Source organism: Bradyrhizobium sp. AZCC 2262 (assembly GCF_036924535.1).
In the GTDB taxonomy this organism is placed as follows: Bacteria; Pseudomonadota; Alphaproteobacteria; order Rhizobiales; family Xanthobacteraceae; genus Bradyrhizobium.
In genome coordinates, this window is the sequence record NZ_JAZHRT010000001.1 from 5,545,257 (window position 1) to 5,559,130 (window position 13,874).

The window sequence follows — 13,874 nt, forward strand, 5'->3', positions numbered from 1 at the left end:
GGTATAACGTTTTCGAACGAAGCATGCCCTCGGACTTGATCCGGGGGTGGATACCGGTTCGCGTGAAGAAAACGCGTCAAAACAGGAATCTGGAGTTCCGGTCCTGATTCAATCAGAACCGAAGCTCTAGAACCGAAACATCTTGAGCACGCCGAGACCGACCAGACCTACGAAGATCAGATAGATAGCCACGATGTAATTGAGTAGTCGCGGCATGATCAGGATAAAAATCCCCGCGACAAGGGCGACGATCGCGGGAACGTGCGCAGCGGTGATGGTCATTGAAATCTCCGGCTGATGAGGGGAATCGAATCGAGGGCCGCAACTTAACCGCTGGCGCGGTTTCGGAATAGCAAGACGCTCACGACTTCAACGGGTTCCAGGCTCCGCAACAATTCCCCAGAAATGCCTCGTATGAGGCCGCGGATTTCAGGAACAATGCCGCACGCGATGAATTGGCCCGCATCGTATGCGCTGGCGCAAGCTGGCGCTCTTCTCGCGAAGGAGTTGACCATGCGGAACAAACTATTTGCCGTTGCGGCGATCGCAGGCGCGATGGCTGCCCCGATCGCGGCACAGGCGCAGACCACGATCACCACCGGAACCGCCGGCGGCAGCACGGTTGTCATCGGTGAACACGAAGGCATCGTTGCCGACCAGCGTCCGGCCTTCCGCGAATACATCGTGCGTGAACGCGTCCCGAACTATACGATTCCCGAGCGCGTGATCGTCGGCGGGGTGCTGCCGGAAACCGGCGTCACCTATTACGACGTGCCGCAAACGTTCGGCATGACGCCCTATCGCTACACGGTGGTGAACGGCCAGACGGTGCTGGTCGAACCGCGTACGCGTCGCATCGTTCAGGTGGTCGATTGACCTCAGTAGCCTGAACGGTTGGTCCGGGCGCCGCGCAAGCGGATGTGCGCGAGATACGACCGGACAAAAGCCCCGCCCGGAGTGTCCCCCCCGGGCGGGGTTTTGTTTATTCCCGAATTTCCAGTCCCGGCTTCTTCACGACGAGCCGGTGAATCTTCTTCCCCGATGAAGCGCTGACCGCCTCTTCATCGAGCAACACCGTCGTCGTCTTCAATTCCGCCAACACGATCGCCGGATCGAACGCCGCATACAGCCGTCCCTGCGCGTCGCGCTGGTCGGCGCCCTCGGTGACGCGCCAGCTCAGATAGAGAATGCCGCTGGGCTTGACGATATCGAGCAGACGGCGAACCGACGCCGCAATCTGCTTGCGGTCGAGATGCATGATGACGGTTTCGCACAGGACGTTGTCGAACGTGCCGACGCCGCGCAGATCGGGCAATTCGGCCTGCGTGAATTTGAACGAGGGATAGCGTCGGCGCGCCTCGTTGAGCAGGCCTTCCGAGGGGTCGAAGCCGACTACTGAAAACCCGTTCGCGTGGAGCCAGGCGACCTCGCGGCCGCAGCCGCAGCCGATATCGGCCGAAGTGCCGCCGCGCACGAAAAACCGCTCGACGACTTCCTGCAGGTCGACCGGCGACGGCTGACCGAGCCAATCCTTCGCGAACGCCGCCGCATCCAGTTCGTAAGCGGCGAGCGTCTGACGATCCATGATCTAGCCTTCGATCTTCGAAAAATCCGCAACCGCGCGGGTCGCCGCGCGGATCTCGTTCAGGAGCTTTAGTCGGTTCTCGCGCACCTTGGGTTCATCGTCATTGACCTTGACCTTGTCAAAGAACGCATCGACCGCCGGACGCAACTTTGCCATCGCACTCATCGCGGTGGCGAAATCTTCCCTCTGCACCGCAGCACCGGCCTCGCTCTTGACCTGATCAATCGCGCCGGCGAGCGCCTTTTCCTCAGGCAGCTTGTATAGCCCGGCATCCGGCGCGCCGTCGAACGTGCGCTTGTCCTTTTTCTCCTCGATCGCAAGGATGTTACTCGCGCGCTTGGTCCCTGCAAGCAGGTTCTTGCCGTCGTCGGTGTCAAGGAACTTTCCGAGTGCCTCGACCCGGCGGACGACCAAGAGCAGATCGTCCTGGCCGCCGAGCGAGAACACGGCATCAACGAGGTCGTGACGCGCGCCCTGCTCGCGAAGCTGGACCTTCAGGCGGTCGGCGAAGAAGGAAAGCAGGTCGGTGGCAACATCTGCAGAGAATTGAGATTCAAATTCGTCCCGAAGAGATTTCACGAACGCGTCCGGTATAGGTCTCTCCGAGACTGCTTTGTGATGCAATTTCAGCACCTGGCCTGCCAGCATAGCTGAAACTTCGACAGCATTGCCTGCTGGAACTATCCGCGTTGTGAATTCAACAACGCGGCGCACAATGTTCGGGATTACTTGACTCAGTGGAAGCCTGACATCGGACTCGATAACGGTCCGAATTATTCCCAATGCTGCCCTGCGAAGACCATAGGGATCCCTTGATCCAGTTGGCTTTTCGCCACTGACCCAAAAACCTACCAGCATGTTCAGCTTATCTGCCAGGGCGACAGCAATCGACACTGGAGCTGCGGGAATAGTATCGGTGGGTCCCTGTGGCTTGTAGTGATCCTCAATAGCTAAAGCGACCGCTTCGTCCTCCCCCTGATGCTCCGCGTAGTAGCGGCCCATCAAACCTTGGACTTCGGGAAACTCGCCCACTACTTCGGTAAGAAGATCGGCTTTCGCAAGTCTAGCTGCACGCTCGGACTGTTGGACATCGGCGCCGACAATCGTTGCCAAATACCCAGCAGATGCTGTGTTGCTAACAACTCTCGAAGCCTGCGTACCAATTCTCTCGTGAAAGATGATCTGTTCGAATTTGGGCAACCTGTCTTCGAGTTTCGTCTTCAGGTCCGTCTCATAGAAGAACTTTGCGTCGCTTAGCCGCGCGCGGATCACGCGCTCGTTGCCGCCGATGATGGTCTTGCCGCCGTCAGTGGCTTCGATGTTGGCTGTCAGGATGAACTTGTTGGCGAGCTTCCCGCTCTTGGGGTCGCGCACCACAAAGCATTTCTGATTGTTTCTGATGGTGGCGCGGATCACCTCGTCCGGGATCGACAGGAATTCCTTGTCGAACGATCCCATCAACGTAACCGGCCACTCCACGAGGCCGGCGACCTCGTCCAGCAGCACCTGGTCCTCGACCAGCTCAAAGCCTTGCGCAAACGCCAATTGCTTGGCGTCGGCGAGGATGATGTCCTTGCGCGCCTGCGGGTCGAGCACGACCTTGGCCGCCTTCAGCTTGGCTTCGTAATCCTCGAAGCGGCGTACGGAGATTGCAGCCGGCGCCATGAAGCGGTGGCCGAATGTGGTCTGCCCGGTCTCGATGCCGTCGACGGAAAACTTCACCACGTCGGGCTCTTCGGTCTCCGGCCCGAAGGTCGCGATGATCGAATGCAGCGGCCGTACCCAGGAGAGCGAGCCTGATTTGGCCGAACGTTCGCCCCAGCGCATCGATTTTGGCCAGGGGAAGGTTCTGATGATGACGGGCAGAATCTCCGCGAGCACGTCGATCGCGGCGCTGCCGGGCTTTTCGATCAACGCGATGTAGAAATCGCCCTTCGGGTCGCTCTGAATCTTGGCTTCATCGAGCGATTTGAGGCCGGTCGCTTTCAAAAAACCCTGCACGGCTGCATCGGGCGCGCCGATTTTCGGTCCACGGCGTTCGGTTTTCAGATCAGGCTGCCGCGCCGGGATGCCATGCACGGTCAGCGCCAGCCGCCGCGGCGTCGCGAACGCTTTTGCGCCTTCGTAGACCAGGCCCTCGGCGACGAGCTTGTCGGTGACCATGCGGCGCAGATCATCCGCCGCCTTCGCCTGCATGCGCGCGGGGATTTCCTCGGAAAACAGCTCCAGCAAAAGATCAGGCATCAGACCGCCCTGCCCGCTTCGGTGTGAACCCAGGCTTCGCCGCAGGCTTTTGCCAGTTCGCGCACGCGCATGATGTAGCTCTGCCGCTCGGTCACCGAGATCACGCCGCGGGCATCCAGCAGGTTGAAGACGTGGCTCGCCTTGATGCACTGGTCATAGGCCGGCAGCGCCATCAGATGTTCCTTCTGGTTGCTACCCTCATTCCAGCCAGCCGCGAGATATTTTCGGCAGGCGTCCTCGGCCATCCTGAACTGCTCGAACAGCATCGTGGTGTCGGCATATTCGAAATTGTGCCGCGAATATTCCTGCTCGGCCTGCAGGAACACGTCGCCATAGGTGACTTTGTCGGCACCGTCACGGCCGTTGAAGTTGAGGTCGTAGACGCGGTCGACGCCCTGCACATACATCGCCAGCCGCTCGAGCCCATAGGTGAGCTCGCCGGCAACGGGCGCGCATTCGACGCCCGCGACCTGCTGGAAATAGGTGAACTGGCTGACTTCCATGCCGTCGCACCAGCACTCCCAGCCCAGCCCCCATGCGCCGAGCGTCGGGCTCTCCCAGTCGTCCTCGACGAAGCGGATGTCGTGCAGGCTCGAGTCGATGCCGATGGCGGCCAGTGACTTCAGGTACAGGTCCTGAAGGTTCGGCGGCGACGGCTTCATGATCACCTGAAACTGGTAATAGTGCTGCATCCGGTTGGGATTTTCGCCGTAGCGGCCGTCCTTGGGCCGCCGCGAGGGCTGCACATAGGCCGCGTTCCAGCGCTTCGGTCCGAGCGCACGCAGCGTCGTCGCGGGATGGAAGGTGCCGGCGCCCATTTCCATGTCGTAGGGCTGCAGGATCACGCAGCCCTGCTCCGCCCAGAATCGTTGCAGGGCGAGGATGAAGCCCTGGAACGAACGTTCCGGGCGCATATGGGCAGGGAGTGCGTCCATCGGCAGAATCGGTCTCGCGAAGGGGGGTTTAAGAGCGCGGGACCGTATCGACGCGGCGGCAGGGAATCAAGGCGGTGCCGGTGGTATGGCACCGCCTCCAGTCATTCCGGGGCGCGCATTAGGGCGAACCCGGAATCTCGAGATTCCGGGTTCGATGCTTCGCATCGCCCCGGAATGACAGCAGCTAGCCCGGGCGATAAGCTCCGGTGACGGGGTCGCGACGGAGCGTCGGAATATCGGCCGTCCGGGCCTCGGCGACGCGTGCCTGGCGCGCCTCTTCCAGTTCCCTGTTGATGCGGACGGCAGTCTTGTAGGCCCAGCGGACCACGGCGAGCCCTCCCAGGGCACCCGCGAATGCGATCAGCGGCGGCATCGGTCGATCCTTGTCGTTCACGTGTCAGCCCCCAATAGGTGCATTGTCGCCCAAGCCGGCCTGCACCGCAATTCCGCTTTTGGGACTAAATGGCGCGGCTCGATGACCTCCAATTGATTTCTAGAACCCGAATTTGGCCCAGATTGCCCTTGTCTCCAGGGCGGAAATCAGATCATCCGGCAGTCCTCCGATACCATCGAGGGCCGCCAGCGAACCCGCGCCCGGCGACCTCCGGCCCAACAGCCCGGACAGCATCCCGCTGGCGGGCGCGATGACCGGCGTCAGCACCTTCTCGCCATAACGCTCGCGCAGCGTCGACCTGATATCGCCGATCTTGTCCGCGAGGCCCAGCGACACGGACTTCTCGCCGGCCCAGTACTCGCCGGTGAACAGGACGTCCTCGGTTCCCTTGAGCCGCGCACCGCGGGCGCCTTTGACCAGCGCGATGAAGATGGCGTGGATGTCACGCTGAAGCGCTTTCAGGCGCGCCACGTCATCGGGATCTTCGGGCAGGAACGGATCCAGCATCGCCTTGTGCTCGCCTGCCGTATAAAGCCGCCGCTCGACGCCAATTCTCTTGATCAAATCCTGAAAACCGAAACCGCCGCCGACCACGCCGATCGAGCCGAGGATCGAGGACGGATCGCAAAAAATCTCGTCGCCGGCGCAGGCGATCATGTAGCCGCCGGAGGCCGCGACGTCCTCGACGAACACCAGCACCGGCAGTTTCTTTTCCGCGGCAAGCTGCTTGATCCGCAAGTAGATCTGCCGCGATTGCACCGGCGAGCCGCCGGGCGAGTTGATCACCAGCGCCACCGCCTTGGCGTGTTTGGTGGCGAAAGCACGCTCGAGCGTCTTGGCGATGCCCGCCAGCGTCAGGCCCGGCCGCAACGGCGTCACCGCACCGATGACTCCCGACAGGCGCACCACCGGAACGACAGGGACGTCGCGCCGGAATTTTGCCGGAATGAGTTGCTTCACCCTGTCAAAGAGGTTCGGCAATCCCGCGCGATCACTTAATTGTTCACTCATGCCGTTACCTCGAATTAACCATTTTTTATCGCACCACTGTCATTGGAAAGGCGCAGACGCCTTTTTGGCCGGAATGCCTTTTGCATTGCAGATGCCAAAGCTGCAATGGCGCAGCGGAGACTGACATGAAAATCTACCTGCTGATCATGCTCATTGGCAGCCTTCTGGCCGCGATCCACTTTACATCGGCGCCGAAACAACAGTCAGAGACGCTTCCGCAATAGCGTCCTGTTCGAAAAAGCCACCTTTACGGGTTCGCGAGCGGCAAGCTCCCCTTCCCGGCCAAAATCTCCTGCACCCTTTTATTGGGCACGCCTGACTCATCATTGAGCATCAGGGCGGGATGGATTTGCGTCGGCGCCCGCCCACCCTTGGTGGCGCGAACCAGGATGCGATTGGCCGGCCCCCGCGCGTCGCCGTGAACGGCGAGGACCTGCAAGCTCCCGAAACCGTGATCGAGCGCGGAAAACACCTCGGCGATCCCATCGGCGCGCCAGATCAGCGTCAGCGCGCCCCTCGATTTGAGAATGCGCCGCGCCGCGTGAACCCATTTCCAGAGCGTCGTTGCGGTCGCCATATGCGCGATGCCGCGCGCCGTGTCCGGCGAGACGCGATGTCGCGCGGGATCGTTGAAGGGCGGATTCATCAGCACCGCATCGACACTGTCGGGAGCCAATCCGGCCGCGGCAAAAGCTGCGGCATCGGCCTCCACATCGAGCACGATCACGTCAGCGGCAATCGCATTCGCATCCGCATTGGCGCGCGCAAGGCCCGCCAGCGCCGCATCGATCTCGACCAGGACCAGAGCGATGCCGGCCACGCGCCTGGCAACCGCCAGGCCCGCGACGCCTGCGCCGGCCCCAAGATCAGCCACGCGGTCACCCGAACGGGCCGCGGTCGCCGCCGCCAGCAACACCGCATCGTGACCGGCGCGATGTCCCGATTTCAGTTGCTTCAGACGCAATTGGCCGCCGAGAAACGCATCCTCGGTGAGTTCGAGGACGGGGTCAGTCATCGGGGCGCAATTCGTGGGCCAGGCCCGCCTCGGCCAGCAACTGGCGGGCCGCGCGATTGTCGTCTTCGTGAACCAGAATGCGGCGCGGCAGGATACCGAGCGATCCCTCGATGACGCTCATGTTCTGGTCCAGCACCAGATGATGGATATTGGCGCCGTCGAGCAGCGCGCCAACTGCGGAAACCAGCACGATATCGTTGGTCCTGACCAATTCCCGCAAGCGATACTCTCCTTTTCACCGGGGTGCGGCAACGGCACCGGGCCTGTCAACCGTTACCTACCCTTGCCGCCTTACCCGGCACTTTCTATTGTAGAATAAGGATAGTGCGAATTGGCCAAAATTGGAGACCCGCGTGGCGGTTATTGTACCCTTCGAAAGTCCGTCGAACGCTTCGATAGATGCGCTGGTCGGGCTCGTCGCCGCCGACATGGAGCGGGTCAACGCCACAATCCTGTCGCGGACCGGGTCGGAAGTCACCATGATTCCGGAAGTCGCCAACCACCTGATCTCATCCGGTGGCAAACGTCTGCGCCCGATGCTGACGCTGGCGATGGCAAACCTCACCGGCTATTCCGGCGACGGCCATATCAAGCTCGCCGCCTCCGTCGAGTTCATGCACACCGCAACGCTGTTGCATGACGACGTGGTCGACGAAAGCGAACTGCGCCGCGGCAAGCTGTCGGCGCGGATGCTGTGGGGCAATGAGGCGAGCGTGCTGGTCGGCGACTTCCTGCTCGGCCAGGCTTTTCGCATGATGGTCGAAGTCGGCTCGCTGCGCGCACTCGATATTCTCTCTTCCGCTGCCGCCACCATCGCCGAAGGCGAAGTGATGCAGCTTGCGGCGGCCAAGAACACCGCGACCACCGAGGACGAGTACCTCGCCGTCATCAGGGGCAAGACGGCCGAACTGTTCGCCGCGGCTTGCGAAGTCGGACCCGTGATCGCCAACCGGCCAAAGGCCGAGCAGACCGCGTGCCGCTCGGTCGGCATGAATCTCGGCATTGCGTTCCAGCTCGTCGACGACGTGCTGGACTATGGCGGTAAAGCCGCAAAACTCGGCAAGAACATCGGCGACGATTTCCGCGAGGGAAAGATCACGCTGCCGGTGGTGCTGGCGTTCCGCCGCGGCAATGACAGCGAGCGCAAGTTCTGGGTCAAGGCGCTGGAGCGCGGCGAGATCGGCGACAGCGACCTCGATCATGCCATCGGGTTGATGACCAAGCACCGCGCACTGGAAGACACGATCAGCCGCGCCCAGCATTACGGCGCAATGGCCGTCGACGCGCTGGCGCTGTTCCCGGCTTCGCCGATGAAGACCGCGCTCGAACAGGTCGTGGCGTTCTGTCTGGCGCGGTCGCATTAAGCGGATGAACGGAATCAATTTTCCGCTGTTTCTGTTGGCCGCGCTCATTGTTGCGGCCGTGCCCGGCCCCGGAATCTTTTACGTCGCGGCAAGGACGCTGTCGGGCGGCAAGCGCGCCGGCATCGCGTCGACGTTCGGAACGGCACTCGGCGGACTCGTGCATGTGATCGCGGGCGCAGTTGGTGTCTCGGCGCTTATCCTTGCGAGCGCCGAACTGTTCACCGCGCTCAAATTCGCAGGCGCGGTCTATCTGGTCTGGCTTGGCCTCAAGACGTTTCGCGAGGCACGCGATCTGCTGCCGCAGCAGGCCATCGCTGCCGGTACACAGCGGGTGTTTCGGGAAGGCGTGCTGGTCGAAGCCCTGAACCCGAAGACCGCGGCATTCTTTCTGGCCTTCATTCCGCAATTCATCGATCCGGCCGGCTACGTCGCTTTCCAGTTCATCATACTTGGCCTGATCTCGGTGGCGCTCAACACACTCGCCGATGTCGTCGTGGTGATGATGGCCGCTTCCGCGCGCGCCGGTCTCACGCGCAATCCGAATCTGCTTCAACGATTGCGACAGGGCTCGGGGCTGTTCATCGCCGGCCTCGGCATTTCGCTGGCGCTGGCGCGGCGGCCGGCGAGCTAGCTCAGCGTTCCCGCATGCACCCACCATCCGGGGTGATCGCGCCGGAGTTTTTCGGCCGCGCGGCCGGCTTCGGCGGTGTTCTCGTAGATCGCAAAGCAGGTGGCGCCCGATCCGGACATCCGCGCCAGCCAGGCGCCGTTGGTCGCGTTGAGCGCCGAGATGACCTTGCCGATCACGGGCTGGACACGCATGGCGGGCGCTTCGAGGTCGTTGGAACTGGCGGCGAGCGCTTCAACCCAGTCTTCGAGCGATGCACCCTCGTCGGGCCAGCGGTCCTGCAGCAGCACATCGGTGGCGCCGACCAGCAATTCGCCGTTGCGCAGGCCCAGCGCGGCAAAGACGTCTTTGGTCGCGACGGGAACGCCGGGATTGACCATCACGCAGGGCATTTTCGGCAGGCTGAGCGGCTGCAGCGTTTCGCCGACGCCGGTCATGACGCAGCCGCGCGAGTTGACGCAGACCGGCACGTCGGCGCCGGTCAGTTGCGCGACCTCGATGATGCGGGGATCGTCGAGCGCGAGCCCGTTCAACTGCGAAAGCAGCCGCAGGGCGGCAGCGGCATCGGCCGAGCCGCCGCCGACGCCGGCCGCGACCGGCAATACCTTGTCGAGCGAGAAACTGCCGGCCTTCATTCCGGGTACGCGCTCGGCTAACAGACGCGCGGCCTTGAGCACCAGATTATCCGACGTCTCGCCGCATGCCTGCGCCAGCGGTCCTGACATCTTCAAATTCAGATCCGAACCCGGCGACAGCGTCAGCCGGTCGGCGCAATCGGCGAACGCCACCACGCTGTCGAGATCGTGATAGCCGTCCGCACGGCGGCCATTCACCCGCAAGGTCAGGTTGACCTTGGCGCGTCCCTCGTCACTCAATGCCGGCATTACCGAACAGCCCCCAAAGTCCTGCCGTCAACCGCCCTTGCCGTCTTCCTTCTTCTTGTCGGCGGAAGCCGCAGAAGAGGTGTCTTCGGGCAGACCATTGGCAATCTTGGCTTCGATCTTCGGCAATTCTTCCGCCTCGGGCTTGAGGTCGCGGGCATGGGCCCACTGGAATTTGGCTTCCAGCGCCCGCCCGACCCGCCAATAGGCGTCGCCGAGATGGTCGTTGATGGTCGGATCCTCGGGCTTGAGATCGATCGCGCGTTCGAGATTCTTCACCGCATCCTCAAAATTGCCGATCCGGTAAAACGCCCAGCCCAGCGAATCCACGATGTAGCCGTCGTCGGGGCGCTGATCGACGGCGCGCCGGATCATCTTCATGCCTTCGTCGAGATTGATACCCTGGTCGATCCAGGAATAGCCGAGATAATTCAGGACATGCGGTTGCTCGGGCTGCAGCTCCAGCGCCTTGCGCATGTCGGCCTCGGCCTTGCTCCACTGCTTGGAACGTTCCTCGCAAATGCCGCGATAATAGTAGGTGACCCAGGTATTCTTGTCCGTCAGCCCGGGCGTCGCGTCGATCGCCTGCGTATAGGTCGTGGCGCAATCGCCGAACTTCTTGCGGCCGCGCTCGATGTTGCCGAGCGCCATGATGGCTTCGATATCTTTCGGCGCTTCCGCGGTGACGCCCTTCAGGATCTTGATCGCCTCGTCGCTGCGGTCGGCGGCGTCGAGATTGGTGGCAAGCTGGATCTGCGCGTTGCGCTTGAGCGGCGAACTCGCCGGCATGCGCTCGTAGACCTTGATCGCCATCTGGGGCTTCTTCACGGACTCATAGAGATCGGCAAGCGACAGCAGCGCCAGCGGATGATTGGGCTGCAAATAGAGCGCGAGTTGCAGATAGACCAGCGCCAGATCCTCGCCACCGCGGCGGGTCAGGGTAGCGCCGATGCCGTACAGCGCCTCGGCCGCGCCGGCTTGCGCCGAATCGACCAGCGGCGGCAGCTTCTTGCCGGCCTTGGTCTCGCGCAGCCCTTCCTGCACCAGCGGGTGCCGCGGCAGCTTCTTGTCGAACGCCTCGTAAATGCCGGCTGCCGCCGCGCCGTCCTTGTTGCGCGACAACCAGCGCGCATAGGCATCCGACACGCGCAGCATCGAATCGTCGAGCTTGTAGGCGCGCTCGAACCGCGTGCCGGCGTCCTTGTCCTTGCCCGATATTTCCAAGATCATGCCGGTGTGGAGATCCTTGAAGATCGGATACCATTCAGGGCCGGTCAGCTTGTCGATACTGGCAACCGCCGCCTTGGCATCGCCCGCGCCGTAGCTCGCCCAGCCCGACAGCAGCGTCGCCACCAGGTCGGTGATCGGCCCGCGGATCGACTGGTTGATGTTGAGTTGCGCGGCCGGATATTTCTTCTGCTTGAGGTCGCGGACGCCAACTACCAGCCGCGCGACGCGGTTCGCCTTGTCCATCGTCAGGATGCGATCGGCAAGCTTGACGGCCTCATCGATGTCGCCGTCGGCCAGCGAGGAGATGAAGGCGCGGTCCAGCAGCTCGTTGTTCTTCGGATCGGTGCGCAGCGCGGAGCGATAGAACGCTGCCGCGGAAGCCGCGTCGCGCTCGACGCTGGCGTGGCGGGCGGCCAAATAGCTGCCGGACGTCGTCAGCGATTTCAGATCGGCCTTGCTGGGGAATTGCGCGCCATTATCGCCCGTGTGTTCGGGCGTCTGGGCCAAAACCGCAGCCGGCGCGGCCAGTGCGGCGAGAGTAATTGCAGCGATCGTCCAACGGTTCATACGAGTGGAAAGCATCACGGTTCGCCTAGCTCCAGGATGTATGGCAGGATCGTTACGACCGGTCTCGAATGCAAACCCAAACGGCAGCATCTCGGCCAGCGACAATGCCGCTTTTGGCCCTCAACCGCAAGGATAGGGGTTGGCGAATCGATTGGCAGATTAAGCCCTTAGGGCCTCGATTTAGCCAGCCCATCCGGGAAACGCTTTTACTATGGCGGTATCGTGACCGGAGGCGGTATCACCCTCCTCCAGCTCACGCAATCGTGGTCGATACGGCTCTCTACATACCCTGATAGTTGGGCCCGCCGCCGCCCTCGGGCGGAACCCAGGTGATGTTGCCGTTCGGGTCCTTCACGTCGCAGGTCTTGCAGTGGACGCAGTTCTGGGCGTTGATCTGGAAGCGCGGACCCGAGCTTTCCTCGACCCATTCATACACGCCGGCCGGGCAATAGCGGTTCGACGGACCGGCATAGACATCGTGCTCGGATGTCTTCTGCAGGTTCATGTCGGCGACCTTGAGATGAACCGGCTGGTCCTCTTCATGGTTGGTATTGGAGAGGAACACCGAGGACAGCTTGTCGAAACTCAGCTTGCCATCCGGTTTCGGGTAAGCGATCGGGGTGTGCGTCTTCGCCGCATCCAGCGTCTTGCGGTCGGGCTTGGCGTGCGACTGGGTTCCGAACAGCGAGAAGCCCAGCGTATTGCACCACATGTCGAAGCCGCCGAGCGCCACGCCGATGATGGTGCCGAACTTCGACCACAGCGGCTTGACGTTGCGAACCCGGTGCAGGTCTCGGCCGACGGCGGAATCCCGCCAGGCGTTCTCATATTCGACCAATTCGTCGTTGGCGCGGCCGGCGCCGAGCGCGGCGGCGACATGTTCGGCGGCGAGCATGCCGCTGTCCATCGCGTTGTGCACGCCCTTGATGCGCGGCACGTTGACGAAGCCGGCGGCGCAGCCGATCAGCGCGCCGCCCGGGAAACTCAGCCGCGGCACCGACTGATAGCCGCCCTCGGTGATCGCGCGCGCGCCATAGGAAATCCGCTTGCCGCCTTCGAACACGGTACGAATCGAGGGATGGGTCTTGAAGCGCTGGAATTCGTCGAACGGCGACAGATACGGATCGTCGTAATTGAGATGCACGACAAAACCGACCGCCACCTTGTTCTCGTCGTAATGGTAGAGGAACGAGCCTCCGCCGGTCGAATTGTTGAGCGGCCAGCCGAACGAATGCTGGATCAGTCCCTTCTGGTGTTTTGCGGGATCGATCTCCCAGACTTCCTTCAACCCGATGCCGAATTTCGGCGGCTCGCTGTTGGCGTCGAGCGAGAATTTCGCGATCAGCTGCTTGCTGAGGCTGCCGCGCGCGCCTTCGGCGAACAGCGTGTATTTGCCAAGCAGCTCCATGCCGCGCGTAAAAGAATCCTTGAGGCTGCCATCCCTGGCGATGCCCATGTCGCCGGTCGCGATCCCCCGCACCGCGCCGTTGTCGTCGTACAGCACTTCGGCCGCGGCAAAACCTGGATAGATTTCGACGCCGAGCGCCTCCGCCTTCGGCCCCAGCCAGCGGCAGACATCGCCGAGCGAGCCGATATAGCAGTGATGGTTGTTCATCAGCGGCGGCATGGCGAAGCCCGGCAGCCGAATCGCACTGGTTGCGGTGGTCCAGTAGAAGCGGTCGTCCTTGACCTCTGTCTTCAGCGGACAATCGGCATCCTCGCGCCAATCAGGAATCAGCTTGTCGAGGGAGACCGGATCGATCACGGCGCCCGACAGGATATGCGCGCCGACCTCGGAACCCTTCTCCACCACGACGATGCTGAGATCGGCATTGAGCTGCTTCAGCCGGATCGCCGCGGCGAGGCCCGACGGCCCGGCGCCGACGATCACGACGTCGAATTCCATGGATTCGCGAGGAGGAAGTTCTTCTGCACTCATGATCTGATCTCAGCCCAATTGAGAACGGCTCTAAAGGCTCGTTGTTTCCGATTTTTGCGGGGAGGACAACCATGGAAATGG

General features: G+C 62.3%; 14 protein-coding genes. 3 read left to right on the forward strand and 11 right to left on the reverse strand.

The features are described 5' to 3' along the window. Positions 1-126: 126 nt before the first annotated feature. Positions 127-282 (reverse strand): DUF3096 domain-containing protein, encoded by a 156-nt coding sequence (locus V1283_RS26020; RefSeq protein ID WP_171708346.1) that lies wholly within the window; start codon positions 280-282, stop codon positions 127-129. Positions 283-513: 231 nt separating this feature from the next. On the opposite strand from V1283_RS26020, the gene V1283_RS26025 reads away from it, so the two are divergent. Then, the gene (locus tag V1283_RS26025) at positions 514-876 is read left to right on the forward strand and encodes a DUF1236 domain-containing protein (protein WP_334389393.1); all 363 of its coding nucleotides are present in this window, start codon (positions 514-516) and stop codon (positions 874-876) included. A gap of 106 nt (positions 877-982) precedes the next feature. Here V1283_RS26025 and V1283_RS26030 read toward each other — a convergent pair whose 3' ends face one another. The 7 genes from V1283_RS26030 to V1283_RS26060 form a co-directional block, all read right to left on the reverse strand. Beyond that, on the reverse strand, positions 983-1,585 hold the full coding sequence (locus V1283_RS26030; protein WP_334389394.1) for a class I SAM-dependent methyltransferase: 603 nt from the start codon (positions 1,583-1,585) through the stop codon (positions 983-985). 3 nt (positions 1,586-1,588) lie between these two features. Then, on the reverse strand, positions 1,589-3,829 hold the full coding sequence (gene glyS / locus V1283_RS26035; RefSeq protein WP_334389395.1) for a glycine--tRNA ligase subunit beta: 2,241 nt from the start codon (positions 3,827-3,829) through the stop codon (positions 1,589-1,591). Beyond that, the gene (locus V1283_RS26040) at positions 3,829-4,764 is read right to left on the reverse strand and encodes a glycine--tRNA ligase subunit alpha (RefSeq protein WP_334389396.1); all 936 of its coding nucleotides are present in this window, start codon (positions 4,762-4,764) and stop codon (positions 3,829-3,831) included. Before V1283_RS26040 ends, glyS begins: the two co-directional genes overlap by 1 nt. Before the next feature lie 184 nt (positions 4,765-4,948). Further along, positions 4,949-5,137: a hypothetical protein gene (locus V1283_RS26045; protein ID WP_334393173.1), complete on the reverse strand. Its 189-nt coding sequence runs from the start codon at positions 5,135-5,137 to the stop codon at positions 4,949-4,951. Between the two features lie 120 nt (positions 5,138-5,257). Next, complete coding sequence (locus V1283_RS26050; protein WP_334389397.1) at positions 5,258-6,169, reverse strand: S49 family peptidase; 912 nt, start codon at positions 6,167-6,169, stop codon at positions 5,258-5,260. 247 nt (positions 6,170-6,416) lie between these two features. Beyond that, positions 6,417-7,184, reverse strand: coding sequence for a tRNA1(Val) (adenine(37)-N6)-methyltransferase (locus V1283_RS26055; RefSeq protein ID WP_334389398.1), 768 nt, complete (start codon positions 7,182-7,184; stop codon positions 6,417-6,419). Next, entirely contained in the window at positions 7,177-7,404 is a 228-nt protein-coding gene (locus V1283_RS26060; RefSeq protein ID WP_212420243.1) for a putative signal transducing protein, read from the reverse strand. The genes V1283_RS26055 and V1283_RS26060 overlap by 8 nt, the downstream gene beginning before the upstream one ends. A 133-nt stretch (positions 7,405-7,537) precedes the next feature. Here V1283_RS26060 and V1283_RS26065 point away from each other — a divergent pair, with 133 nt between their 5' ends. Both V1283_RS26065 and V1283_RS26070 read left to right on the forward strand, forming a co-directional pair. Beyond that, positions 7,538-8,548: a polyprenyl synthetase family protein gene (locus V1283_RS26065; protein WP_334389399.1), complete on the forward strand. Its 1,011-nt coding sequence runs from the start codon at positions 7,538-7,540 to the stop codon at positions 8,546-8,548. A gap of 4 nt (positions 8,549-8,552) precedes the next feature. Continuing rightward, on the forward strand, positions 8,553-9,179 hold the full coding sequence (locus V1283_RS26070; RefSeq protein ID WP_334389400.1) for a LysE family translocator: 627 nt from the start codon (positions 8,553-8,555) through the stop codon (positions 9,177-9,179). Here the strand turns inward: V1283_RS26070 and V1283_RS26075 are convergent. The 3 genes from V1283_RS26075 to V1283_RS26085 all read right to left on the reverse strand — a co-directional run bounded on the left by V1283_RS26075 (position 9,176) and on the right by V1283_RS26085 (position 13,793). Beyond that, entirely contained in the window at positions 9,176-10,060 is an 885-nt protein-coding gene (locus tag V1283_RS26075; protein ID WP_334389401.1) for a 4-(cytidine 5'-diphospho)-2-C-methyl-D-erythritol kinase, read from the reverse strand. The genes V1283_RS26070 and V1283_RS26075 overlap by 4 nt on opposite strands. A 27-nt stretch (positions 10,061-10,087) precedes the next feature. Further along, positions 10,088-11,869 (reverse strand): tetratricopeptide repeat protein, encoded by a 1,782-nt coding sequence (locus tag V1283_RS26080; RefSeq protein WP_334389402.1) that lies wholly within the window; start codon positions 11,867-11,869, stop codon positions 10,088-10,090. Positions 11,870-12,134: 265 nt separating this feature from the next. After that, positions 12,135-13,793: an electron transfer flavoprotein-ubiquinone oxidoreductase gene (locus tag V1283_RS26085; protein ID WP_334389403.1), complete on the reverse strand. Its 1,659-nt coding sequence runs from the start codon at positions 13,791-13,793 to the stop codon at positions 12,135-12,137. Positions 13,794-13,874 lie beyond the last annotated feature (81 nt).